The sequence below is a fragment of the Mesobacillus persicus genome (genome assembly GCF_900109925.1).
Taxonomy (GTDB): Bacteria; Bacillota; Bacilli; order Bacillales; family Cytobacillaceae; genus Mesobacillus_B; species Mesobacillus_B persicus.
The window spans coordinates 202,033-226,429 of record NZ_FOBW01000004.1 but is presented as its reverse complement, the minus strand read 5'-3'; the positions used below and the strand labels follow the sequence as shown (position 1 = coordinate 226,429).

The window sequence follows — 24,397 nt, the reverse complement described above, 5'->3', positions numbered from 1 at the left end:
GTTTGCTCAGGTGGTCTTGTATGAGGTTTGCCATCGAAGAGAATAAACTAACCCCTGCTCCATTGCTTCTAACTCCTCAAGAAACCTATCCCATTAGTAAACTAAATCTACTTCCTGAAATACCACTAGATTCTACTTTTTGTTTTAACTCTCAGCTGCAACATTATCTCTCGGGAAAACAATTATTACTAGATGATCTTCCTTTCACCTTAGACGACATTCAACTGCATTATGTAAAAGGCTATCTCATGTATCGAAAAGGGATAGAAATCGTTGGCGATAAGAACCATTGTCTAAGATGTGGGACGAAAGATTCCCGCTGGTTCGCTGAATTTCCTTGTGCTCGTTGTGGTGATATATGTACCTATTGCCGTCAATGCTTAATGATGGGGCGCGTTAGTAGTTGTACCCCGCTAATCAGTTGGAGGGGTCCTGTTCCTGAAGGGAAGGTTCCGCTAAACCTATTAGAATGGACAGGTACACTTTCGCCAGGCCAAAGTGGAGCATCGTCACGTGTCGTTAACGCAGTTGACCGATTAGAACAGCTCCTCGTGTGGGCGGTGTGCGGAGCAGGAAAAACAGAGGTGTTATTTAAAGGGATTGAACACGCTTTAACCCAAGGCAAGCGTGTTTGCATCGCAACCCCTCGGACGGATGTCGTCCTTGAGCTTACGCCCCGTCTGAGAGCAGTCTTTCCACACACTACTGTTGCATCCTTATATGGTGGTAGTGAAGACCGCCATACATACGCTCCCTTAACGATTGCGACGACTCACCAGCTTCTCCGCTTTTACCAAGCATTTGATACCTTGATTGTCGACGAGGTCGATGCCTTCCCATATTCCATCGATGAAACGCTTCAGTATGCCGTAAAACAAGCCAAAAAGCCTCATTCAGCACTAATCTTTCTAACCGCCACACCAAGCCGGAAATGGCAGCGAGAATGTCATTTAGGCAAGCGCGAGTTTGTTACCATTCCAGCTCGTTACCACCGCAAACCACTGCCAGTTCCGAAGTTCGTCTGGTGTGGGAATTGGGCAAAACTCCTAGCTCAAAAACGTCTGCCGACGAATCTTCTCGTCTGGACGAAGAAAAGGCTAGCCGCTAATAAACAAGCACTCATTTTTGTACCAAGAATTGAAGCAATGGATAAGATGTTGCATGTGTTTCAGAAACTGCACCCGCAAATTGAATCTGTCCACGCTGAAGACCCCGACCGCAAAGAAAAGGTTATGCGCATGCGAAATAAGGAAATTCCGGTCCTGCTCACTACAACCATCCTTGAAAGAGGCGTCACTTTCGCGAATATTGATGTCGCAGTCTTAGGTGCCGAGGATCAAGTGTTTGCAGAAAGTGCACTCGTTCAAATTGCTGGGAGGGCAGGAAGAAGTGCACAATTTCCATCAGGAGAGGTCATCTTTTTTCATTATGGGAAAACAGAGTCAATGGTTCGCGCACGCAATCAGATTCTCGCAATGAATAAAGAAGCAACTCAAAGGGGGATGTTAGACAAGTGAGTTTGTTCGCGGATTCATATTGTTTAATCTGTCATGGAGTAATTGACCTGGCGATTAGTTGGTCGAGTGTTCTCTTGGCTACCGAGGATATGGTCGTATGCAAGAGCTGTCATGAGCGACTCAAACCATTAAGTGGTGAACGTTGCCGGATCTGTGGCCGTGTGCTTTCAACGGATTACCGCAACAGAGACCAATGTTTTGACTGCATCCGCTGGGAGGAAGACTCAGAATGGGGCGGCTTGTTAGCTCAAAACTTCTGCCTGTATGAGTACAATGAATTTTTAAAAGAAGTGATTGCTACATTTAAGTATCGAGGGGATTATCTATTGGCTCGAGCTTTTAAATCTGGCATTTTGAGAACTTTAAAAAACCGTAAATTTGACTTGATTGTTCCCATCCCCTTAAGTGGAGAAAGGCTCTATGAACGAGGGTTCAACCAGTCAGAAGCGCTTATTTTAGAAGCAGGTTTACAGCCGACAAGGCTTATATCGAGAATTCACTCGGAAAAGCAATCAAAGAAGTCTCGTTCGGACCGGATTCACATCCCGCAAGTCTTTCGCATAAGTGAAGTTGAAGTAGTGCTTCTGCGGGATAAAACAGTGCTTCTTATTGACGATATCTATACGACAGGTTCAACACTTAGGCATGCTGCAAAAGTGTTGCATGAGCATGGGGTGCATCAGGTGTTTTCTTTTACGATTGCGAGGTAGAAGTTGTGAAATGATCTCTATCCTTTTTCAATAGCATCATTCGTTAACTTCCGACAGTTTTCAACAAAGTTCCGCGTGATTTATTTACCTTTTTTACTATGATGACGGAGAAAACTTCATGAATTCGTCAATCTTTTCCCTGTTAATGCAGGAGTTCTTTAGGGTAAAATAGAAGTATAGTTACATAGTTATTTTAAAGGAGGAGTATCGCTTATGAACTATAACATTCGTGGTGAAAACATTGAGGTAACTCCAGCTATTAGAGAGTATATTGAAAAAAAGGTTTCGAAGTTGGAGCGTTATTTTCATGAAACACCAAATGCAAGCGTAAGCGTGAACCTGAAAGTTTATCAGGACAAAAAATCCAAAGTCGAGATCACAATCCCGATGAAAAACCTTGTCCTCCGTGCTGAAGAGCTTCATGAAGACATGTATGCGGCGATTGATTTGATTACCGATAAATTAGAACGTCAAATTCGTAAGCATAAAACAAAAGTAAACCGCAAATTCCGCGGTCAAGACAGCATCAAAGATGTGGCTCCAATCTTTTCCGAGATTGAGTCTTATGGAGACGAAGATGAACTAGAATTGGTTCGTACGAAGCGCTTTGATTTAAAACCGATGGACAGTGAGGAAGCGATTCTACAAATGAATCTACTTGGCCATAACTTCTATGTATTCCATAATGCAGATACAAACAATACAAACGTTGTGTACAAGCGTAAAGATGGCCGCTACGGCTTAATTGAAGCTCAATAATTGTTCATCTAAAACTTAAACTAAGCTGAAGCCCGTGGCCATTAATTTTGGCGGCGGGCTTCATTTTTGTCAGGGAATAGCTGATAATATTTCTATACATACTTCAAGTATTGTAAAAAAACATCTGTGAGAATGAGGGGGCTATCATTTTGACTTTTTCAATCGTTGGCTACGATCCGAAGGAAAAAGAGTGGGGAATTGCCGTACAATCTAAGTTTCTCGGTGTAGGAGCGGTGGTACCGTTCGCCAAGGCTGGAGTCGGGGCTGTGGCGACACAATCTTACGCGAATACTGCTTATGGACCACAAGCGCTTGAATTGATGGCCGCGGGGAAATCGGCTGCAGAAGCGTTAGAAATCATTACAAAGGACGACCCTGATAAAGAAATGCGCCAGGTGGGGCTGATTGATGCCAATGGCAACCCGGCTACTTTTACAGGTACCTATTGCTATGACTGGGCCGGAGGAATCACAGGAGAGCACTTTGCAGCCCAAGGAAACATCCTCATTGAAGGCACAGTAGAGGCGATGGCTCGTACGTTTACAGAGACAAAAGGAAGCCTCGCTGAGCGACTGCTAGCAGCGTTAGATGCTGGTCAGGAGGCAGGAGGAGACAGCAGGGGCCAACAATCTGCTGCACTACTTGTCGTCAAAGAGGCGGGCGGCTACGGCGGTTATAATGACCGTTACATCGATCTGCGAGTGGATGATCACCCGCAGCCGATTAAAGAACTCATCCGAATTTATGGATTACAACAGCTTTATTTTGCTAAATCTAAACCGGAAAATGTTGTGGCGATTGAAGGTGAAGTGAAGGTTGAAGTCGTTAAACACCTGTTACGCCTTGATTACTTAAAAGCTGACCCAGCCAATGGGGAGGAGCTTCACAAGGCGCTTACTGCTTACATCCATACCGAAAACTTTGAGGAACGTGAGCAGGAAGCAGGGAAGATTGATTTGGATGTATTGGAGTTTATGAAAAAACAGTAGGGATGGAAAAAGACACCTTTCAGATTTGTGAAAGGTGTCTTTTTCCTAGTTAGGATCTATTGGTTCTAAGGTGTTTCACTTGTCGAAGAAAGGCTTGTCTCCGTTTCTGTTGTTACATCAGAGTTCTGTATTGTCGAGTCCTCTAAAGTACTTCCAGATTCCTTTACAGTCACTGGGTCAGTGGTTGGTTCAGGATTTCTCACAATCAATTTCTTAGGAGCATGTGCAGCACTTCTCATCTGCTCTCGAATATCCTCTCCTGATCCGTGACAGGATGAACAGGATTTCGTTGTGTCCTGGTGATTATCCGCTTCAGCGTTATAGATTGGGTTCTTCCCGTATAACTCCGTATTTCCATTATGGCATTTCAAGCAGAAGTTTCGCTCGTTATCTACTGTCCATTCCGTTCCGACCGTTTTGAACTGATCCCCAGCCGCTAGAGGGGCATTGCCAAGATTTCCTTTAAGAAGCTTGAGATTATCGGAGCCATGGGTCTCATGGCAATCAGCACAGGTTAACTGACCGTTTAAAGAAGTTCCATCTTCAGCTGTAATCTTGTGACCTGAATCCGCAAGCAAGGTCTCGTCTTTATAATACTTTTCGATATCAACTGCCGTCCCATTTCCATTATGGCATTGGAAGCATAACGAGAAGTCTGTTGATATCCCCGTGGCTGTACCTTGTTTCTTATATGTGTTCTCGGGATGATTCTTTAGTTTATTCGGATTTTCTTCTGTCCAACCTGTATGTGGATTATGACAGGACGTGCATGAATAGGTTGCTTCTAAACCATCTGTGTAATTAAAATGTTGATTCGCTGCATTGTAATGATCAGGTATAGGAGCACCATTGGTCCCGTCATGACATGACATACATAAATTTTTCGCAGTCTCGCCACCATATTTCCCACCTAAAAGCTTCGGGTCATTTCCATTGTGCGTACTATGGCAGTTCGCACAAGAGTTAGTATTGTTGCCAAAATTCCCATGGATTTCATGAGATGGTACTTGTGGAGCTGTAGTAAACTTCAGAAACCTCTGATAGATTCTCCCGTTCTGATCATTCGTAATAGCAGGATTCACGAATACATAATAAGTAGTGCTGTATTCCAGGGTTTCTGTTGGGGTAAAAGTAATTCTGTATTCCCCGTCTGTCTTTCCAGGAATAACATCATCTGCTACTTCCGTACTTTTAAGGGTTGCCCTCGTATCAGAAGTAATAATTAAAGGTTCACCGGTAAGATTAAGGGTTCCGCTTTCCTTAACAATTATCTCAATTGAAGAATCTACAGGAACTCCTGTCATATCTTCAGCTTGTAAGTAGTCTTCAGGATTTGAGACACCATTTGGCATGATGTTTAGACTAACAATATATGGTCTAGGAACTGGTGCGATTTCAGTAACAGCCTCTGCAGTTGATTCGGGTTCAATCTCGGTCGAGCTACTCTGTTCAGGCTCACCAGTCTGTCCCGATTCTTCAGCTTCCTGTTCCATTCCACCGGGTTCAGGGTTAATAGAGTCGATGTTACCTGAGGGTTCAACTGAAAACGTCAATTGAACCTCTGACCTATTGGTGTCTTCATCATCCAAAGTAAATAGTAGGGTATGGTTGCCTTCGCTAAATGGCCTTGTGTAAATCCATTCCCCAGAACTAGTGTTTACTAATTCAAACTCTCCTGTGCTAGTTATTTCTAAAGGTACTTCTGAATCAGCTAGCTTTTGATACACCTTAAAATTTAGCTTCTCTGGCGGGGTCAAATCATCCGAAATCCGCCCTGTGAATTCAATCATTTCTGTATCGAATAATGTCCCATCTACTGGTGTTATGATCTCGAGGATGGGGCCGCCCGGAGCCGAAAGGACCGTGTTACCAGGAAAATAAAAAAGGAGAGAACTAAGAGAGAGGCAGCAGATGACGAAATATGAAATTAGCTTCTGGGTATAATTCGTCTTTTTCACAATACTTCATCCTCTTCTTTAGATTAGGCCGTCTTATCAGCAGCTCTTAATTTGATTATATCAACCGTTAAAACGGGAAAAGTCGTTGTTCAAGGAAAACTTTTTGACATTTTCACAACAGGTTGAAATAATAGAAGACAAGGCAGTAATAATCACTATTACTACCTTGTTTACAAGCATTCAATTGGTTTGGCTATCCAGTAGTGGCGCTATTGGATAGCTTTTTTTATCTAATTCCTGGCTTACCCAAGAAGGCATCTTGAATTCCGTATTTTCCTTGAATAGGAGCTAGATATTTAGAATCCGGCTGTTGTGTATCAATAGCCTTTGATGTTTGATGACAAGTCCAGCATACAACCATGTTCGTGTATTTTTTAAGAGAAGAACCAGCCGCGCTTACATCCTTCATATATTCTTCTGCAACTGCTGGATCCCAACCTTCAGCTACCTTATCAGCAACTGTATGTCCTAATGTGTCCTTTAACAACGTAATATCTGTACCATGAGCGTAGTGACAGCTTGCGCAGTTACGTCCCGCAGAAGCGCTGTTTGTTGTGTGTGAATAGTGTCCACTAAATGATGATTGATTTCCGCTGCCTGCTAAATAATCATCATGGCAAGTAGAGCAGAATTTAGCATAGTTTTGCTTATCGGTATTGCCCTTTGGACCGACAGAAGTAGTAATTTGTAATCCAGACGTAGTAGTCATTGCATTTAAATCTTCAAAATCTGGGTCTGGAGTCAACTCAAGGGTAATAGCCTTTGTGCCTTTTTCAAGACCGGCGTAGAGCCCACCTTGTTTACCCATTGATGCAGTAACAACTTCTTCCCTTAGTAATCTGTCATTTACAGAACCGTGTGGGTTGTGACAGCTTGAACAAGTTAATTCAATCGCATCAGCTTCAAATGTGGCACCTGGTGCGGCACTAATAGCAACACCTGATTTCACGTTGTGCATAGAAGAACTCTGGTGTGTATCATTGAATGTACCGGCACCAGCGCCTTCACCTAAAACATTATAGAAGCCCATTGTTCCATCGTGACAAGACAAGCACATATCATATTCTGCATTTTCAAATTTTAATAAAGTCGAAGTATCTCCTTGGTGCGTACTGTGACAGTTTGCACAAGAGTTGGTGTTGTTTTGAAAATTACCATGTGTTCTATGGATATTTTTTTGACCTTCACTGTCAATGGTTCCTACATTAATGCCAGGTGCTGGATTGGTTGAAGTTGGATCAAACTCCCCTTCAGCAAAGGCACCAGTACTGAACATGCCTAACAAAAGCAGCATGAATACAGCGGATAAACCAATTTTTAATTTACTCATTTTACAAACCTCCCTGATTCCTCTCTTTTTTCTCTGTCTCTATATCTATGAGATTACTATTACTGGCTACTTCCAAGCATCACCACCTTTAAGGAAAGAGTGTTAATAATAAACAGAGACCCTTTGGTTGATTGTATCTGTAACGTAAAGGGTATCGCGGTTATCGATAAATAAGCCGTTAGGGAGATACAGCTTGCCATTATCGGTACCCATTCCACCTAATACAAATGCTTCAGTTCCATCAGGGGTGTAAGCATAAATGTTATGAGATTGGTTGCTTACTATATAAACAACGCCTTGAGAATCAACAGCAACTCCTCTAGGATTTACAAACAGCGGCGAACCTTTGCCGTCTTGGGAGCCATTGATGATACGAATAAACTTGCCATTTTGATCAAAGACTTGAACACGGTTATTCCCTGAGTCGGTAACATAGATTTGTTTCTCCCTGTCGACTGTGACTGCATTAGGGGCAATAAATTGACCTTCTTCAGCACCTGGTCCGCCAATTTCCATTATTTTTTCACCATCTAATGTAAAAACGAATAGTTTATTAGCTTTAATGTCTGTCACATATAGTTGTTCATCATAAATGCGCAAGCCACCTGGAGAGGCAATCGCTTTTTCTTCCGATTTTTCCTCAAAGTATCTAATGAATTTCCCTTTTGAATCAAATATTGAAATATTCCCGTTGTAGAGGTCTGCTACATAAATTTCACCTTCAGCATTTCCTGCTATTCCGTATGGGAATTGAAACTGACCTTCTTCCGTTCCGTTTTCACCAAACTTAAAGATAGCTGTTCCTGCTTGATCGAAAACTTGAATTTGTCGATTGCTTGTGTCGCTGACATAAACAAATTCTCCAATTCTCGCTACATCCATTGGTTTTGATAAGGGCTCGTTAAAATCCCCGTAAAACGATTGAGAGTACTGTGGTGGGCCGCTCTGATCGACAGCTGCGAGCATTGGCCTTACATTTCCTTCTAAATTAAAGAAGGAGATGGTTGCGAAGAGGGCAACGGAGAGCGCGAAAATTGAACTCATGGTGATATAGACATTTTTTTTCTTCACTACAATCAGCTCCTTCTACTCGTTTTCTATTGCGTTAACTGCTAGTCGTTCTAAGCCTTCATTAGCTGGCTTGAATAATGGGTCAAATGCTAATGCTTGTTTATAAAGATTTTCGGCTTCCTCAGTCTTGCCTTGATCTTCTGCGAGACGACCAAGCTCATTAATAATATCGGTGTTTGATGGTACAAATGAAAGTGCTTCTTTTAATGACTTTTCAGCATCGGCATACATTTCTAGTTCACGATAAACCATACCCGCTAATAGATGGCTACGGTAATCGCGTGGAGCAAGCTCAATTGTTTTTTGCGACTCTTTTAATGCATCGTTGAAGCGACCCTCAGCAATAAAGACAAGGCCAAGATTGAAATAAGCACCAAAATAATCAGCTTCAAGGTCTGTCGCTAACTTCATTTGTTTAATGGCTTCTTCGTTATTGCCCATTAAATGTTGTGTGTAGCCAAGATTTACACGGTGCTCCGCACTGTTTGGCTCAGCATCAACCAGTCCTTTATAATGGTCAAGTTGCTCCTTTAATCTGTTTTCATCTGCGTTAGACCAAAAGAACTGATCGCTAATAATATAGCCCCCTCCTAAGCAAAGAACTAGGGTTGAGAATATTAAAAGAAAGGATTGTAATTTGGTGAAACGGTCACTTTTTTTCTTTTTTATTTCTTCTTGACTATGGTTGTTTTCTTCTATGACTGGCAGCTCTTGGGCTTCCATAAAAATCACCTCGTATTTCATAGTTTTCTTTAAGACGCCTGGTAGTTAATCTACTGTTTATATCCTTCAAAAGCTCCAAATCATGATTTATATTTAATCTCTTTTAGCTAATTCTTGGTGACAGCTTGTACATTTTTGTTCAACATGACAGGTAAAACAGGTTTCTGTCAGCTTCTGATTTGGACTAATCGGAATTGGATGGCGTTCGCGCCACTTTTTATTCTGACTATGCGTGCTTGGGTGACATGATGAACAGTAGACCTGGCTATTGCTAGTTGCTGTCGTAGTCGTATTTGTTGTTTTCTTAATGTCATGGCAAGCAAGACAGGATTCTTGATTTTGCTCGGCTAAAGTTCCGTGATTGCTAATGAATTTTTGATTGTGGCTCTCTGGCCGGATCTCATGACAATCTACACAAAATGTGTTTTCTTTAGCGTAGTTTAAATGATTCTTAGGTTGCTGTTTTACGTCATTTAAATATTTTGCAACTGGTGAAGCTTCTTCGTATCCTTCAAGCTTTATAGTCGACATATCTTTATGGCAGTCATTACAACTTGCTAGGTCCTCTTTTGCTTCAATACCATGTGTTTTCACAAAACTAGATTCTTTGTGGCTATCTGGTACCATGCCAGTTGTATGACAGGCGCTACACTCGGTGGTAATCTTTCGGGCTTTATGACAATCTATACAAGTTTCCATATCCGGTTTCACAAATTTTTGATCAGACATGATGCTTGCTCCGGTCTTGTCATCCCACTTCACGTAGTCGGTTTTATAGGTCATTTTCCGTTCAGCAATCTTGCCGTGTGCGATGCCGCTATGGCATTGCATACAGCTGACATCTTCTTCTTTATGCTTGTCGTGGGGAATAATTAAGTCTCCAGAAACAGTAAAATTTCGATTATAAACGTTATGGCACTTTTCACAGGAAGCGTCTGATATTTCACTTGGCATCCGAATGGGCGCTTCGTAGGTTTGCATTTGCTTTTTTATGGCTTGCTCAATTGTATCGATTTTGCCTTTTGCGACGTTTTCAACACCTGGCTCGGTATGGCAGTCAACACAATCCACTTCACTATGGGCGGAGTTCTTCCAAGTGAAGTACTCTGGTGCCATCTCGTGACAGGAAGCGCAGAACTCTGATTTTGATGACCCTTGAAGACTAGCGAAACCAACCGAGAAGAAAATCACCAGGAATAGTAGTGTAAGGGTGGCAATTTTCCATTTTCCGCGAAAGCGGGGAGGGGTCGGTTTTTCTTCGGTATGGTCTTCCATTATGATCCCTCCTCAATCTTTGGACTCATTATTGTTTTAGACCGCTAAAACCAGTTCGGTGACATTGTTCGCAATAGACATCAGTCGGTGCCGTTAGTTTGGTTGTAGCAGAAGGTTTGGCCTGATCATGGCAGATAAAGCACTGTTCTTTTTGTTGCTTTGATTTTGCATCGTCCGCATGGGCAGTTAACCATACATCAGATTCTAGGTGACTCTCTGGCCGAGAACTGTGACAAGAGCTACAGAAGTTATTTTCACGCGATTCTATTTTTGCGATTGCAGGGTCAGGATTATACTCTGTTCTCTTAGCGCCAGCATCTATAAGGCTAGTAATTTCTTCTTTCGCAAAATGCTTAACCCACTTAGAGTCCTGGTGGCAATCAATACACTCGTCCAACTGTTGAATGGCATCTGTACCATGGTTTTTGTCCCAATTTATTTCCTGATGGTTATCAGGGATTCCAACTTCCATATGACAAGTCGAACATTCCATTGAAACCTTCACATCTTCTGTCTGTTTTCCTAGTGCTTGTAGAATAATTCCTTGGACTTTTTTCTTTTCATTCGTTTCTTTTTCTGCATCTGTTAAATTAGAAGCGGCTGTATCAATTGTTGCTGCTTTCGCATGATCATCATCTTGCTTTCCATGACCATCTTTATGTGGATTTTCTGGGAGGCTATATTGGATATCTTCCCAAGGACGGTTTCCTTTATTGACCTCATCATGGCAGTCGATACAAGACCCCATGTTTGGCCTCATATAACTGTCATTTACTAGCTTGTCTGCATTTTCCATTGTCCAATAATCATAAGTGGTTGAATCGTTAATTCCTCTTTCTACGACCTTTGCGTGGGCGACGCCACTGTGACAAGTGATACATGGGATGTCTTCTTGAATATGTTCACTATGATTGACGATTAGGTCCCCGGTAGCTGACACGAGTCGGTTCTCGGAGTGACACTGCATACAGCTTTCATCTGTAACTGCTATGGTTTGAACAATTGGGTCTGGTGGGCCAACAATATGGTAGTAAACTTCTTTAAGTGAATGAATTTTGTGGGTAACCAGGTTTACCGCCCCAGGCTCAATATGGCATTGGGTACATTTAATTTCACTATGGGCACTCACTTCAAACGTGACATACTCAGGGGCCATTTCATGGCACCAGGAACAGAATTCCGGATTGGATGTAAAAGCGATGGCTCCCCACAAGGTTCCTGAAAAGGCAATAACAGCAAATAAACTAGCAAAGAGTAGTTTCCAGCGATTCACTGGATTCTTCCAATCTATACCGCGGAACTTGCGCCATAATCTTCTGAATAGACCTGGTTTTTTCTCTGTTTCTTCTGTCTGGACTTTCTGTTTTCTCTTCCAGAACTTCATTATGCTCTCCCCCTTTACGAGACAATTGTTTTTTTATTTTTATAAGGTGATCTTCCCTATTACAAAGTATCCGATATTCCTAATCTATTTCCAATGTACATTCTGTGAATAAAATTACATATTTAACTAATTTTTAAAACGTTCACATTTTGGTCTAAATATCCAAATAAACGTTGATTTTAAGGGATTCATAACGTGATTATAGTGGTTAATAATCATTATCATTAAATGAATATTTATGTAACTAACCTTATAAACTTATAAACTATTAAAACTTTACATCCTCAGTTTTTATGATCATTGCGGAATTGTTTTTAAACAAAATTTTGAATTTTATACAATGTTGTGTGATGGCAGATTTTTTTTAAGAGTAGGAAGTAGTTTCCTTATTGCTTAAACACGGTCTCCCCTTTTTAGGAATTTCGTCATTCGCCTCTTGGTTGTCACTGTTATTAGTAAGTGGTAAAATTAGTAGGATAAAACGGATTTTCTTAGGATTCGTAGCTTTAGAGCGAATCTTTTTTCTTTTTAGTTGGATATATAATGGAATGAATACATAAAAGGAGCGTCAGTATGGGGATTTTAAATAAAATTTTCGACCAGAACAAACGCGATTTAAAACGTCTAACGAAGTTAGCGGATCAAATTGATGCCCTTGGTGGCGATATGGAAAGGCTTTCGGACGATGAGTTGAGAGGAAAAACGAAAGAGTTTCAAGACAGATACCAACAAGGTGAATCAACAGATGATTTATTAGTTGAGGCGTTTGCGGTTGTTCGCGAAGCTGCACGTCGTGTGCTGGGCCTCTATCCGTATAAAGTTCAGTTAATGGGTGGCGTTTCTCTGCACGAAGGAAATATCTCTGAAATGAAAACAGGGGAAGGGAAAACCCTAACAGCTACAATGCCTGTTTATCTAAATGCAATCACTGGTAAAGGTGTTCATGTTGTAACCGTTAACGAATATTTGGCAAGCCGAGATGCGAATGAAATGGGCCAGCTATATGAGTTCCTTGGATTGACTGTTGGGTTGAACCTAAATGGAATGAATAATGAAGAAAAGCAAGCTGCCTACAATGCCGATATTACTTATGGTACAAATAACGAATATGGGTTTGATTACCTCAGAGATAACATGGTGCTCTACAGCCAGCAAAAGGTCCAACGCCCGCTTCATTATGCTGTCATCGATGAAGTAGACTCGATTTTGATTGATGAAGCTAGAACACCATTGATTATTTCAGGGTCAGCGCAGAAGAGTGCCTCTTTATATATTCAAGCAAATGCCTTTGTTCGAATGCTGAAAAAAGAAGAGGATTACACTTACGACGAAAAAACAAAGGGCGTTCAGCTAACAGAGGAAGGAATCACGAAAGCTGAAAAGGCTTTTGGGATTGAAAATCTGTTTGATATTGCCCATGTAACGTTGAATCACCATCTTAATCAGGCATTAAAAGCAAATGCCAGCATGCATTTAGATGTTGATTACGTTGTCCAGGAAGGCGAGATTGTCATTGTTGACCAGTTTACGGGTCGTCTGATGAAAGGTCGCCGCTATAGTGATGGGTTGCACCAGGCCATTGAAGCGAAGGAAGGTCTGGAAATTCAGAATGAAAGCATGACGCTCGCGACGATTACCTTCCAAAACCTTTTCCGGATGTACGAAAAGCTTGCTGGAATGACCGGTACAGCGAAAACGGAAGAAGAGGAATTCCGGAACATATATAATATGAATGTTATCGTCATCCCAACAAACCGTCCAATCGCTCGTGATGACCGAGCAGATCTGATTTTCTCATCCATTGATGGAAAGTTCCGAGCAGTTGTTGAGGACATTGCGCAACGGAATGCATTAGGACAACCTGTGCTTGTCGGTACAGTGGCGATTGAAACGTCTGAGATTATCTCTAGATATTTGACTAAAAAGGGCGTTAAGCATAATGTCTTGAATGCGAAAAACCATGGTCGCGAAGCAGAAATCATTGCCGAAGCTGGACATAAAGGGGCAGTAACGATTGCCACGAACATGGCTGGACGTGGTACTGATATCAAGCTTGGTGAAGGTGTGAGGGAGCTAGGCGGACTAGCGGTCATTGGAACAGAGCGCCATGAGAGTCGCCGTATTGACAACCAGCTCCGTGGTCGTTCTGGACGTCAGGGAGACCCTGGTGTTACTCAGTTCTACCTGTCGATGGAAGATGAACTCATGCGCCGCTTCGGCTCGGATAATATGAAAAATATGATGTCTCGACTTGGAATGGATGATACCCAGCCAATTCAGAGCAAAATGGTGACAAGGGCTGTTGAGGCAGCGCAAAAACGAGTTGAAGGCAATAACTTTGATGCGCGGAAGCAATTGCTTCAGTACGATGATGTCTTACGTCAACAACGGGAGATCATATATAAGCAGCGTGATGAGGTACTTGAATCCGATAACCTCCGCGACATTGTTGAAAGCATGATTCGTGCTACTGTCGAAAGAACGGTTTTCGCTCATACAGCAGATGAACAGGACCGTGATGAATGGAAGTTAGAAAGCATTATTGATTATGTGAACGGTAACTTCTTAAATGAAGGCGATCTTAAGATAGACGAACTTCAAGGAAAAGACCGCGATCTAATTGTTGAAGTTATCCTTGATAAAGTGAAACAGCGTTACAATGAAAAGGAAGAGCAAATGCAGCCAGATCAAATGCGCGAGTTTGAAAAGGTTATTGTTCTCCGTAGTGTTGATTCGAAGTGGATGGACCATATTGACCAAATGGAGCATCTGCGCCAAGGAATCCATTTACGTGCCTATGGACAAATCGATCCTCTACGTGAATACCAAACGGAAGGTTTCGCTATGTTTGAAAGCATGGTCGAGGCGATTGAGGCTGATGTTGCAAGATACATCATGAAAGCGGAAATCAGAAATAACCTTCAACGTCAAGAAGTTGTAAAAGGACATGCGGTTAACCCGAAGGAAGAAGGCGGCCAAAAGGCTAAGAAAAAGCCAATGGTTAAGCAGATGGATATCGGACGCAATGATGCATGCTATTGCGGTAGTGGCAAGAAGTATAAAAATTGTCATGGGAAAGTAGAGTAACAAACTGAGGCGCAACCTTAGTTGAGTTGTATAGACTAAATACACGTATTCCTAAAAAGGAGGCCGGTGAAGTTTTCGCCGCCTCTTTTTTCCTTAAGGCAGTAAAATCAGCTATAATGTTATTATCTATTTTTTTATGAGGTGAACGAGATGGAATTAGCGGATATTCGAAATGAACTTGAAAAAACAGCTAAGAAATTAGCGGACTTTAGGGGGTCTCTTTGACTTAGAGAACAAAGAGGCCAGGATTGCTGAGCTTGATGAAGTGATGCTCGCTCCCGAGTTTTGGGATGACCAGCAACAGGCTCAAACTACAATTAATGAATCCAATGCTCTGAAGGATCAGGTTCATGTTTTCCATGATATGTTTGAGACGTTTGAAAATCTGGAAGTTTCTTATGAACTTGTAAAAGAAGAAAGCGATGTCGAACTTCAAGCTGAACTTGAAAGTGAGTTAGTTGAGTTGTCAAAGCGATTAAATGATTTTGAGCTCGAGCTTTTATTGAGCGAGGAGTATGATAAAAGCAATGCCATTCTTGAGCTACACCCTGGTGCGGGTGGGACTGAGTCACAGGATTGGGGTTCGATGCTGCTTCGTATGTATACAAGATGGGCGGAGAAGAAAGGCTTTAAGGTTGAAACACTTGATTATCTACCTGGTGAGGAAGCAGGGATTAAAAGCGTCACTCTATCAATAAAAGGCCATAATGCCTACGGGTACCTTAAAGCTGAAAAAGGAGTGCACCGTCTCGTGCGAATTTCCCCATTTGATTCTTCAGGACGCCGACATACATCCTTTGTATCTTGCGAGATTATGCCAGAATTAAGTGATGACATCCAAATCGAGATCCGTACAGAGGATTTGAAAATTGATACGTACCGTGCGAGTGGCGCGGGTGGTCAGCATATTAACACAACAGACTCAGCCGTGCGAATCACGCATACTCCAACGGGTGTCGTGGTTACATGTCAAACTGAGCGTTCCCAGATTAAAAACCGTGAGCGTGCAATGACGATGTTAAAAGCTAAACTCTATCAGCGGCAGATCGAAGAAAAGGAAAAGCAGCTAGCCGAAATTCGTGGTGAGCAAAAAGAAATTGGCTGGGGAAGCCAGATTCGCTCTTATGTCTTCCACCCGTATTCCATGGTTAAGGACCACCGCACCAATACCGAATCGGGAAATGTGCAGGGTGTGATGGACGGCGACATCGATCCGTTTATTGATGCTTACTTAAGGTCAAAGATTCTATAAGATATAGAAAAAACCTCTACTGCATAGATTGCCGGTAGAGGTTTTTGCTTTTAACTATTATTGGTGAATCTGCGTACCTTTAATTTTGTTTTTTAGTGTAAACATTGAGGACCAGATTAATTGGTGCCCGGATTGGCTGTTGGAAGAGGGAGAAAGGTCACCAATGGGGTCGATAGGTTCCCTAAGTGGTAGATGAAAGAGGGAGAAAGGTCACCAATGGGGTTGATTGGTGCCCTAAGTGGTAGATGAAAGAGGAGGAGAGGTCACCAATGGGGTTGATTGGTGCCCTAAGTGGTAGATGGAAAAGGAAGAAAGGTCACCAATGGGGTCAATTGGTGACCTAAGTGGCAGTCAGAAGAACTAGAAGGGTCACCAATAAGAGGCCACGGTTACCAGACCTATGAATCTAATCCAAGACAACCTCCTAGCTACCTCAAAATAACGAACCAAAGACTCTATAATGAATATTTACCCTACTGTTCACAGCAAACTAAGGTCAACGTTTTATTCCTTTAATACGGCAGATGGCTGGCGTTTACAGCATTCTTGCCCCATGGTATACTCTACGCTGGAAAATTCATCTAAGGGGCTTATTTACTATGAAGAAGATAAACAGAAATCATCGACCGAATCCAAAGCTAGGCAAGCTGATGGAATACATAAATACGCTAATCGGTGCTGCTTTTGTAGCATTGGCATTCAACTTATTCCTGTTGCCCAACCAGATTGCTTCAGGAGGAGTTAGTGGAATTAGTATCATCCTAGCCAACGTTCTTGGCTGGGAGCCAGCGTTTGTTCAATGGGCTTTTAATATTCCCTTATTCATTGCTGGGGTAATGCTGCTTGGGGGAAGGCAGTACGGGCTGAAAACCCTTGTAGGTACGGCTTTTCTCCCGTTTGTCGTTTATCTTACAAACGACCTAGAGCCATGGACGACAGATCCGCTATTGGCAGCCTTATTTGGAGGCATTGGTGCTGGTTTGGGCTTAGGAATTGTCTTCCGCGGAAAGGGTTCCACTGGTGGGACCGACCTTGCTGCACAAATTTTTAACAAATACACCGGCTTTTCACTCGGTACATCGATTGCCGCTATCGATGGCATCATTGTCCTTGCCGCCGCGGCCATTTTCGACATTGAGCGCGGGCTTTATGCGTTAATCGGTTTATATGTTACCAGCAAAACCATCGACCTCGTACAGGTTGGGTTAGGTAGGTCAAAGATGACTTTAGTCATTACTTCGAAACAAGAAGAAGTTCGTGAAGCCATTTTGAATAAAATTGACAGAGGTATGACAAAACTAACAGCATATGGTGGGTATACCGATCAAGAACGGCCAATTCTGATGTGTGTAGTAGACCAAACGGAGTTCACAAAATTGAAACAAGTTGTGAAAACCATTGACCCAAGTGCGTTTGTCATTGTAACCGATGCTTCAGAGGTCTTAGGTGAAGGTTTTAAAAGAGAGTAGGCTTGGTATATTATAGGAATGTAGGGAAATTTTACTTAGGGGGAGTTAACGTGAAGAAGAAGTTTTTATTCACATTATTCATGGGAGCATCACTAACACTTGCTGCGTGCGGTGGTGGCGATGACACAAGCGACGGCGGTGGTGATACAGCTACAGCTGATGGTGAAACTTTATATGCGCAATCCTGTTCGGGATGCCATGGCGGCAATCTACAAGGTGGAGCAGGTCCTGAGCTAACGGCAATTGGAACGAAATACTCTCAAGAAGAAATTGAAAGCATTATTGCAAACGGTCAAGGCACAATGCCTCCTAAATTACTTGAAGGCGAAAAAGCAACGGCTGTTGCAGAATGGCTTGCAGCAAAAAAGTAGGCTAGAAATAGCCCTCGAAGAAGCTTGTGAGAATATATCTCACAGGCTTTTTTTTACATGAAAATGGAAAATGCGACAATCAGTTATTCTTCCTCTACTTCGAAAAATCGACAGAAATCTTCCCTTACCAGCCTCACGATCCGAATATCCTTCTAACTTAATCAAATTTTTTTCACACTTTAGTCAAAGTTCTTTACACGTTGTCACTAGAATTAAATATCAAGGCATGCCGTTGGAAACTGCCTTAAAAGCAAGGATATACAGGGGAATCATCTATTATCCTCAATGTCTATTCTCCCCTCTAAAACCAGTATATGGTGCCTTTGGTAATAATGCAGTACCCTTGAAAAGAAACTGTAATATTTTTATGGGTTTCATTGAATGCCCTTAATGATATAATGAGTCTGTTACAAAAATTGTCGAATGCTAGTCAATGGTTAAAATACTATCAAAGGTGATTTTAAAAATGATAGAAATGAAGGATGTTTTTAAAAAGTACCCGAATGGAGTTACAGCTGCAAACGGGATTAATGTCTATATAGGCCAAGGCGAATTTGTTTATGTCGTTGGACCCAGTGGCGCAGGTAAATCTACGTTTATTAAAATGATGTATCGAGAAGAAAAGGCAACAAAAGGTGATATTACCGTAAATGGTGTAAATCTTACCACATTAAAAAATACTAAGGTTCCAATTTTCCGCCGTAACATTGGAGTCGTTTTCCAAGATTTCAAGCTTTTAAATTCAATTTCTGTTTACGACAATGTTGCCTTCGCTTTAGAAGTGATTGAAGAACAACCGAATGTAATTCGGAAAAGGGTTCTTGAAACGCTTGATTTAGTTGGGCTAAAACATAAGGCTAGAATGCTACCTACTGAACTTTCTGGTGGAGAGCAACAGCGTGTGTCCATTGCTAGGTCCATTGTTAACTCCCCTAAAGTAGTAATTGCCGATGAACCAACGGGGAATCTTGATCCTGATACTTCATGGGAGATTATGAAAATTTTTGAAGAGATTAATATTAGAGGGACAACAATTGTGATGGCAACTCACAACAAAGATATCGTGAATTCGATTAAGCATCGTGTCATTGCGATCGAAGGCGGAAAAATCGCACGTGACCAACAGAAAGGTGATTATGGTTATGAAAGCTAGAACATTCCGCCGTCATGTGAAGGAAAGCTTTAAGAGTTTAGGTCGAAACAGCTGGATGACCTTTGCATCTGTAAGCTCTGTAACTGTGACGCTCTTATTAGTTGGTGTCTTTTTCGTCATTATGATGAATTTAAATAGTGTGGCAACCTCGATTGAGCAAGATGTTGAAATTCGCGTTCATATCGATGTGGCTGCAAATGAACAGGATAAAGAATTATTAGAACAAGAGATGAAGAGGATTTCACAGGTTGCTAGTATTGATTATTCTCCTAAAGAAGAAGAACTTAATAGTTTAATTGCAAGCTTTGGTGATGAAGGAGAAGCTTTCAAGCTTGTTGAACAGGAAAATCCTTTAAAAGATGTGTTTATCGTAAAAACAAAAAATCCAAGCGACACGATGGTTGCTGCGGAGAAAATTGAAAAACTTGATTATGTTTCAAGTGTTAAATATGGGCAGGGAACAGTAGAATCTCTTTTCAAATTTATTGATATTAGTCGAAATGTGGGCCTTATTTTAATTATTGGGTTGTTATTTACTGCAATGTTCCTCATTTCGAATACCATCAAAATTACGATTATGGCCCGTCGTTATGAAATTGAAATTATGAGACTTGTTGGAGCTACCAACTCTTTTATTAGATGGCCGTTCTTCCTTGAAGGACTTTGGCTTGGAATTCTAGGTGCGGTTGTGCCTATTGCGGTTATATCAACGGCATACTACTACTTGTATGACCTCATCCATTCGAAGCTAGCAGACAATAACTTTATTCAACTCCTTGAATTCAACCCATTTGTCTACCAGTTATCTGCGATTTTAATTCTAATGGGGGCAGCGATTGGAATTTGGGGAAGTCTTATGTCCGTTCGGAAGTTTTTAAAAGTATAAGTCTAGTAAGGGGTAACCCCTTACTTTACATATCACGAGATGGTTAGAAAAAAGGTACGAAACAATTAATAGGATGAGAGGGGAAAGTCATAGTGAAAAAGCAGTTACTCTCACTAGCGGTCGTCAGTACTTTAAGTTTAAGCTCATTGCTAAGTCCAGCAATGGTTGAACAGGTGAATGCAGAGGACATATCTAAGTTAAAAGAAGAACAACAAAATATAATTCAAGAACGTTCAAGTTTGAATGCGGAAATTGAAGAAAAAGAATCAAAATTGAATGAAATAAAAAGTGAACAGGCTACGATAGATTCAGAGATTAAGAGGCTCGACCTTGCAGTGGCAGATGCTACGACCAAACTCGAGGAAAAAAATGCTGAAATCGACCAAACCGAAAAGGATATTGAGCAGCTTGAGGTTGAAATCGCTGAATTAACTGAACGTATTGAAAAGCGAAACGATATGTTAAAGGAAAGAGCGGCGTCCTACCAAGAAAGTGGAGGATCCATCAGTTATTTGGACGTTCTATTTGGAGCTCAGAGTTTTAGTGATTTTATTGACCGTGTAAGTGCGGTTGCAACGCTAGTTCAAGCCGACAAGGATATACTTGAACAGCATCAAGCCGATAAACTTGAATTAGAAGCAAAGCAAACGGAAATAACAGCAAAGTTAGATAGTTTAAAAGAAATGAAAGTAGAGCTAGAAACACTAAAGTCTAGCCTTGACAGTCAGATTGAAGAAAAGAATCAATTAATGAGCTCTTTAAATCAACAGGAAGAAGAGATGCATGCGGAAATGATTGCCGCTGAGGAAGAGCAAGCTGTCCTTGCTGCACAGGCAGCTACTATTCAGAGGGCGATTCAGTTGGAGCAGGCACGACAAGCAGAACTTGAAAGACAAAGAGCAGCTGCTGCCGCTGCCGTTACAACTCAAAGTAGTAGTGGAGGAGAAACGGCGTCAGTAGATACTACTGCTTCGGCACCAGCGGTTTCTAGCGGTTTGTTTACATGGCCAGCTTCAGGAATTGTATCCTCTGGCTACGGAAGTCGCTCTGGTGGGTACCACCACGGGATTGATATTGCCAAGCGAGGTCCTGGTGTACCAATTGTGTCTGCTGCCGATGGGGTTGTCATTCGTTCGTACTATTCACCAAGCTATGGGAATGCTATTTTTATTTCGCACTCCATTAATGGACAAGTCTTCACTACCGTCTATGCACATATGAGTAACAGAAGTGTTTCTAGTGGGGCCGTTGTGAAAAAGGGACAAAGAATTGGAACAATGGGCAACACCGGTCAGTCATATGGTCAGCATTTACACTTTGAACTCCACAAAGGACCTTGGAATAATTCAAAGTCTAATGGTGTTAATCCATTATCTTATTTACCATAAAAATAAAAGGGGAGAGATTTTATCTCTCCTTTTTTATTTTCCCTTTTCGTTCGCCTGTAAACTTGTTATTACTAGGTAATACACTCTATTATCCTCCCGATAATGTTAACTCTCCTCATCTTCGTTTTCGATTGTCACCTTTTTCTTATTTACTTCTTCTTTTCCGCAGTCGGAATCGATCCTTTTCTCAACTTTGATGATTTCCTTTTTTTCCTTACGAGAGCCCATTGTTTGCTTCAACATTTGGTGGCCAAGTACAGCAATCCCTGCTGCAAGAATTCCATTCAAGATTCCTTCGTAGGATAATCCGAAAGCAAAGGTTCCAAAGCCAATCGCGGCGACCAACAAAATCCATATAATCATCCAATCTGGTATTTTTGGGGTTTGTTTTAGAGCGAAACCAACTACCCATAAAGCTGGAACGAGTAGATAATAATTTCGGTTTAAATACTCAATTAATAACTCCATCGCTTCACCTCCAATGCAATAACTTGTCTAACTTCTGTATAATATGAATTTGTGTTTCAATTTGCTTAGACAATGGCTTACTATACATAATGTTGTCTGAAAGGATATGGTGACTGTTGTTTTATGGAAGGGGAGATTTGTTCTTCAATATTGTAATAAAAGCTATCTTAAACTAGGATGTTGATTTCCGCTCCAGGCGCTCAGCGAACAGCGGGGCGTGCGGTGAGCCTGGCCAGCTCCAGCGCCTAGCCCCTCGAGTCGCTTCAGTCCGTCAGTGGAAGTCAAAGAACGACTTCCTCTGCCGGCCTTCCAGCGCTTGTCGGGGCTGAACAAGGCGCTTCCGCTTTTCTATCTCCTCGTCGCTTGTGCTCCTGTGGGGTCTCACCTGTCCCGCTGCTCCCGCAGGACATTGAATAACTTCCTTGAATAGGCCCACGCACGAGAAAATGAGCAGTTCATTTTCGAGGAGTCAAGCGCCTGGAGTTCCAATCAACGGGTAGCAAAATCAACAGCGTCCTTTTAACAAAATAAAATAAAAAAGCACACCATTCTAAAGGTGTGCTTTCGAGTCGTTTATCGCTTCTGATTTTTCATTTGTTCTTGTGCCATTTTGATCATTTCTTTGACCATGTTTCCGCCGATGGGTCCTCCTACTTTGCCTGCTTCTTTTGAGGTGAGGCTGCCGTTATATCCATGTTGAAGGGGAACGTTGACTTCTTTGGACACCTCGTATTTTACCTGGTCGGGATTATTGTCATCCACTTGATACCCTTGCTGTTTCATGACATTTACCTTCATTTGATTCAATGCCTCACGTGCTTCTGGAACGAGAGGTCGCCGATTTCTACGGGCCATCTTTTGAGCCTCCTCATATTTTTGTTTAGTATGTGCTTTTACTTTAAAAATACTAAGTGATTCCGCTAATTAATGGTTATTAATAACAACCTTCCTGAGAACATGTTGATGAATAGAAAAAAGCTAGGAAACAAGCCTTAAAGATTGCTTCATAACTCGTCCAGTAGCATCATATAATGGAAAGCAAGTCCAATAAATATAGATAAAAGTCAGAAAAGAGAGGCGAGGAGGACGAAAATGAAGCGGAACTGGATCGCGATAATGATGACGGGGTCCTTGCTGATTGGGGCGGGTGGCACATATGCCGGCATGCAGTGGGCTGACTCGAATAAAAACAACAGCGGGGTAGGAATAAATCAATCTGAACCACAAGTTATTTCCACTGAGGGGCTTGAAAAGGTTGAACAAGCTTATAGTTTGATTTTAAGTAATTATGTTGAAGAAGTGGAACAGGAGAAGCTAATCGAAGGCGCTATTCAAGGGATGTTGACGACCCTTGAGGATCCGTACTCCGTTTATATGGATGCAGAAACCGCAAAGCAATTCAATGAAACCCTGGAGTCATCCTTTGAAGGCATAGGCGCTGAGGTGAGCATGGTCGACAATAAGATTGTGATTGTTTCACCGTTTAAAGATTCTCCAGCAGAAAAAGCTGGGTTGAAGCCGAATGATCAGATTCTCAAGGTGGATGGCGAAAGTGTTGAAGGTCTTGATTTATATGAGGCGACGATGAAAATTAGAGGGGAAAAGGGAACGGCCGTTGAGCTAGAAATTCAGCGTCAAGGCTTGCAGGAACCTCTAAAGGTAAAAGTGAAGCGTGATGAAATCCCGCAAATCACCGTCTATGCCGACATGAAACAGCAGACAGGTGAAAACATTGGCTATTTAGAGATCACCTCGTTTTCCGAAGATACGGCCAAGGAGTTTAAAAGCGAATTAAGCAAGCTCGAAGATCAAGGATTAGACGGTCTTATCATTGATGTACGAGGAAATCCTGGTGGTTTTCTTTCTAGCGTTCAAGAAATTTTAAAAGAATTGGTTACCGGGGAAAAGCCGATCTATCAAATTCAGGAACGAAACGGCGAAAAGACGCGTTATTTCTCTTCGTTGAAAAAAGCAAAGGAATATCCAATCACGGTGCTTACAGATAAAGGTAGTGCCTCAGCGTCAGAGATTCTTGCTGGTGCATTAAAGGAGGCCGGTGGTTACCCTGTCATTGGCGAGAAGACCTTTGGCAAGGGGACGGTCCAACAAGCGGTTCCAATGGGAGACGGAAGCAATATCAAGCTTACTTTATTTAAATGGTTGACTCCAGAAGGGAATTGGATTCATCAAAATGGGATTGAGCCATCTGTTCCTGTAGAGCAACCGAGTATTTATCACACTCACCCGATTCAAGCAGAGCAGCCGCTTAAAAAAGATATGAATAACGAGCAAGTGAAAAATGCCCAGGAGATTCTCTCAGGTATTGGCTATGCACCGGGACGTACGGATGGTTATTTTAGTGATCAGACGGAAATGGCGGTAAAAGCCTTTCAGCGCAAAAGAAAAATGGATGTAACGGGAATTATTGATCCGAAAACGGCTACTGCGCTCGAAGAAGCAGCACGAGAAGAAATGAAAAAGGAAGAAAATGATGCCCAACTGCAAACAGCGGTTAAGCTATTAGTAAGGTAGAAAATTCAACCAGCCTAGCATTAGGTTGGTTGAATTTTTTTGTTGATTTCATAGTTTTACGTTATTGGGGGTGGT

Annotated in this window: 20 protein-coding genes; 12 read left to right on the top strand and 8 right to left on the bottom strand. The window is 41.9% G+C overall.

The features are described 5' to 3' along the window. Positions 1-20: 20 nt before the first annotated feature. From BMX30_RS08020 to BMX30_RS08005, 4 genes are all read left to right on the top strand, one after another. Positions 21-1,517, top strand: coding sequence for an ATP-dependent helicase ComFA (locus tag BMX30_RS08020; RefSeq protein ID WP_090743387.1), 1,497 nt, complete (start codon positions 21-23; stop codon positions 1,515-1,517). Further along, positions 1,514-2,227, top strand: coding sequence for a ComF family protein (locus tag BMX30_RS08015; protein ID WP_090743384.1), 714 nt, complete (start codon positions 1,514-1,516; stop codon positions 2,225-2,227). The genes BMX30_RS08020 and BMX30_RS08015 overlap by 4 nt, the downstream gene beginning before the upstream one ends. A 213-nt stretch (positions 2,228-2,440) precedes the next feature. Beyond that, positions 2,441-2,986: a ribosome hibernation-promoting factor, HPF/YfiA family gene (gene hpf / locus BMX30_RS08010; protein ID WP_090743381.1), complete on the top strand. Its 546-nt coding sequence runs from the start codon at positions 2,441-2,443 to the stop codon at positions 2,984-2,986. 149 nt (positions 2,987-3,135) lie between these two features. Next, positions 3,136-3,975 (top strand): DUF1028 domain-containing protein, encoded by an 840-nt coding sequence (locus BMX30_RS08005; RefSeq protein ID WP_090743378.1) that lies wholly within the window; start codon positions 3,136-3,138, stop codon positions 3,973-3,975. Positions 3,976-4,040: 65 nt separating this feature from the next. On the opposite strand, the gene BMX30_RS08000 is transcribed toward BMX30_RS08005, so the two are convergent. The 6 genes from BMX30_RS08000 to BMX30_RS07975 all read right to left on the bottom strand — a co-directional run bounded on the left by BMX30_RS08000 (position 4,041) and on the right by BMX30_RS07975 (position 11,716). After that, the gene (locus BMX30_RS08000; RefSeq protein WP_090743375.1) at positions 4,041-5,933 is read right to left on the bottom strand and encodes a cytochrome c3 family protein; all 1,893 of its coding nucleotides are present in this window, start codon (positions 5,931-5,933) and stop codon (positions 4,041-4,043) included. A 226-nt stretch (positions 5,934-6,159) separates the two neighbouring features. Continuing rightward, positions 6,160-7,263 carry a cytochrome c3 family protein gene (locus BMX30_RS07995; protein ID WP_090743372.1) on the bottom strand — a complete coding sequence of 368 codons (1,104 nt, stop codon included), beginning with the start codon at positions 7,261-7,263 and terminating at the stop codon, positions 6,160-6,162. 102 nt (positions 7,264-7,365) lie between these two features. Next, the gene (locus BMX30_RS07990; RefSeq protein ID WP_090743369.1) at positions 7,366-8,334 is read right to left on the bottom strand and encodes a 6-bladed beta-propeller; all 969 of its coding nucleotides are present in this window, start codon (positions 8,332-8,334) and stop codon (positions 7,366-7,368) included. 15 nt (positions 8,335-8,349) lie between these two features. Beyond that, a complete protein-coding gene (locus tag BMX30_RS07985) occupies positions 8,350-9,057 on the bottom strand; it encodes a tetratricopeptide repeat protein (RefSeq protein ID WP_090743366.1) in 708 nt (235 codons plus the stop codon). Between the two features lie 93 nt (positions 9,058-9,150). After that, positions 9,151-10,332, bottom strand: a complete 1,182-nt coding sequence (locus BMX30_RS07980; RefSeq protein ID WP_244532528.1) for a cytochrome c3 family protein — start codon at positions 10,330-10,332, stop codon at positions 9,151-9,153. A gap of 28 nt (positions 10,333-10,360) precedes the next feature. Beyond that, positions 10,361-11,716 carry a cytochrome c3 family protein gene (locus tag BMX30_RS07975; protein WP_090743361.1) on the bottom strand — a complete coding sequence of 452 codons (1,356 nt, stop codon included), beginning with the start codon at positions 11,714-11,716 and terminating at the stop codon, positions 10,361-10,363. Between the two features lie 573 nt (positions 11,717-12,289). On the opposite strand from BMX30_RS07975, the gene secA reads away from it, so the two are divergent. The 7 genes from secA to BMX30_RS07940 all read left to right on the top strand — a co-directional run bounded on the left by secA (position 12,290) and on the right by BMX30_RS07940 (position 21,322). Next, on the top strand, positions 12,290-14,803 hold the full coding sequence (gene secA / locus BMX30_RS07970; RefSeq protein WP_090743359.1) for a preprotein translocase subunit SecA: 2,514 nt from the start codon (positions 12,290-12,292) through the stop codon (positions 14,801-14,803). 150 nt (positions 14,804-14,953) lie between these two features. Then, positions 14,954-16,055 (top strand): peptide chain release factor 2 gene (gene prfB / locus BMX30_RS07965; protein WP_139195383.1). Its coding sequence is split into 2 segments (ribosomal slippage): positions 14,954-15,025 and positions 15,027-16,055, totalling 1,101 coding nucleotides; the frame shifts between segments, so codons are not numbered across the junction. 599 nt (positions 16,056-16,654) lie between these two features. Then, positions 16,655-17,524 carry a YitT family protein gene (locus tag BMX30_RS07960; RefSeq protein ID WP_090743356.1) on the top strand — a complete coding sequence of 290 codons (870 nt, stop codon included), beginning with the start codon at positions 16,655-16,657 and terminating at the stop codon, positions 17,522-17,524. A gap of 50 nt (positions 17,525-17,574) precedes the next feature. Continuing rightward, positions 17,575-17,895 carry a cytochrome c551 gene (cccB, locus tag BMX30_RS07955; protein WP_342028064.1) on the top strand — a complete coding sequence of 107 codons (321 nt, stop codon included), beginning with the start codon at positions 17,575-17,577 and terminating at the stop codon, positions 17,893-17,895. Between the two features lie 466 nt (positions 17,896-18,361). After that, the gene (gene ftsE / locus BMX30_RS07950; RefSeq protein ID WP_090743353.1) at positions 18,362-19,048 is read left to right on the top strand and encodes a cell division ATP-binding protein FtsE; all 687 of its coding nucleotides are present in this window, start codon (positions 18,362-18,364) and stop codon (positions 19,046-19,048) included. Further along, the gene (gene ftsX / locus BMX30_RS07945; RefSeq protein ID WP_090743350.1) at positions 19,038-19,934 is read left to right on the top strand and encodes a permease-like cell division protein FtsX; all 897 of its coding nucleotides are present in this window, start codon (positions 19,038-19,040) and stop codon (positions 19,932-19,934) included. Before ftsE ends, ftsX begins: the two co-directional genes overlap by 11 nt. A gap of 92 nt (positions 19,935-20,026) precedes the next feature. Beyond that, positions 20,027-21,322, top strand: a complete 1,296-nt coding sequence (locus BMX30_RS07940) for a murein hydrolase activator EnvC family protein (protein ID WP_090743348.1) — start codon at positions 20,027-20,029, stop codon at positions 21,320-21,322. Positions 21,323-21,427: 105 nt separating this feature from the next. On the opposite strand, the gene BMX30_RS07935 is transcribed toward BMX30_RS07940, so the two are convergent. Beyond that, positions 21,428-21,790: a phage holin family protein gene (locus BMX30_RS07935; RefSeq protein WP_090743345.1), complete on the bottom strand. Its 363-nt coding sequence runs from the start codon at positions 21,788-21,790 to the stop codon at positions 21,428-21,430. Between the two features lie 573 nt (positions 21,791-22,363). Beyond that, on the bottom strand, positions 22,364-22,645 hold the full coding sequence (locus BMX30_RS07930) for an alpha/beta-type small acid-soluble spore protein (RefSeq protein WP_090743342.1): 282 nt from the start codon (positions 22,643-22,645) through the stop codon (positions 22,364-22,366). A gap of 237 nt (positions 22,646-22,882) precedes the next feature. On the opposite strand from BMX30_RS07930, the gene BMX30_RS07925 reads away from it, so the two are divergent. Beyond that, complete coding sequence (locus BMX30_RS07925) at positions 22,883-24,322, top strand: S41 family peptidase (RefSeq protein WP_090743338.1); 1,440 nt, start codon at positions 22,883-22,885, stop codon at positions 24,320-24,322. The last annotated feature ends 75 nt before the right edge of the window (positions 24,323-24,397 follow it).

Excerpts from the sequence above, each read along its gene's own strand:
- secA (WP_090743359.1), top strand. The coding sequence starts at position 12,290 with ATGGGGATTTTAAATAAAATTTTCGACCAGAACAAACGCGATTTAAAA.
- BMX30_RS07975 (WP_090743361.1), bottom strand. The coding sequence starts at position 11,716 with ATGAAGTTCTGGAAGAGAAAACAGAAAGTCCAGACAGAAGAAACAGAG.
- BMX30_RS07930 (WP_090743342.1), bottom strand. The coding sequence starts at position 22,645 with ATGGCCCGTAGAAATCGGCGACCTCTCGTTCCAGAAGCACGTGAGGCA.
- ftsE (WP_090743353.1), top strand. The coding sequence starts at position 18,362 with ATGATAGAAATGAAGGATGTTTTTAAAAAGTACCCGAATGGAGTTACA.
- BMX30_RS07925 (WP_090743338.1), top strand. The coding sequence starts at position 22,883 with ATGAAGCGGAACTGGATCGCGATAATGATGACGGGGTCCTTGCTGATT.
- BMX30_RS07960 (WP_090743356.1), top strand. The coding sequence starts at position 16,655 with ATGAAGAAGATAAACAGAAATCATCGACCGAATCCAAAGCTAGGCAAG.
- ftsX (WP_090743350.1), top strand. The coding sequence starts at position 19,038 with ATGAAAGCTAGAACATTCCGCCGTCATGTGAAGGAAAGCTTTAAGAGT.
- hpf (WP_090743381.1), top strand. The coding sequence starts at position 2,441 with ATGAACTATAACATTCGTGGTGAAAACATTGAGGTAACTCCAGCTATT.
- BMX30_RS07935 (WP_090743345.1), bottom strand. The coding sequence starts at position 21,790 with ATGGAGTTATTAATTGAGTATTTAAACCGAAATTATTATCTACTCGTT.
- BMX30_RS07995 (WP_090743372.1), bottom strand. The coding sequence starts at position 7,263 with ATGAGTAAATTAAAAATTGGTTTATCCGCTGTATTCATGCTGCTTTTG.
- BMX30_RS07985 (WP_090743366.1), bottom strand. The coding sequence starts at position 9,057 with ATGGAAGCCCAAGAGCTGCCAGTCATAGAAGAAAACAACCATAGTCAA.
- BMX30_RS08020 (WP_090743387.1), top strand. The coding sequence starts at position 21 with ATGAGGTTTGCCATCGAAGAGAATAAACTAACCCCTGCTCCATTGCTT.
- BMX30_RS07980 (WP_244532528.1), bottom strand. The coding sequence starts at position 10,332 with ATGGAAGACCATACCGAAGAAAAACCGACCCCTCCCCGCTTTCGCGGA.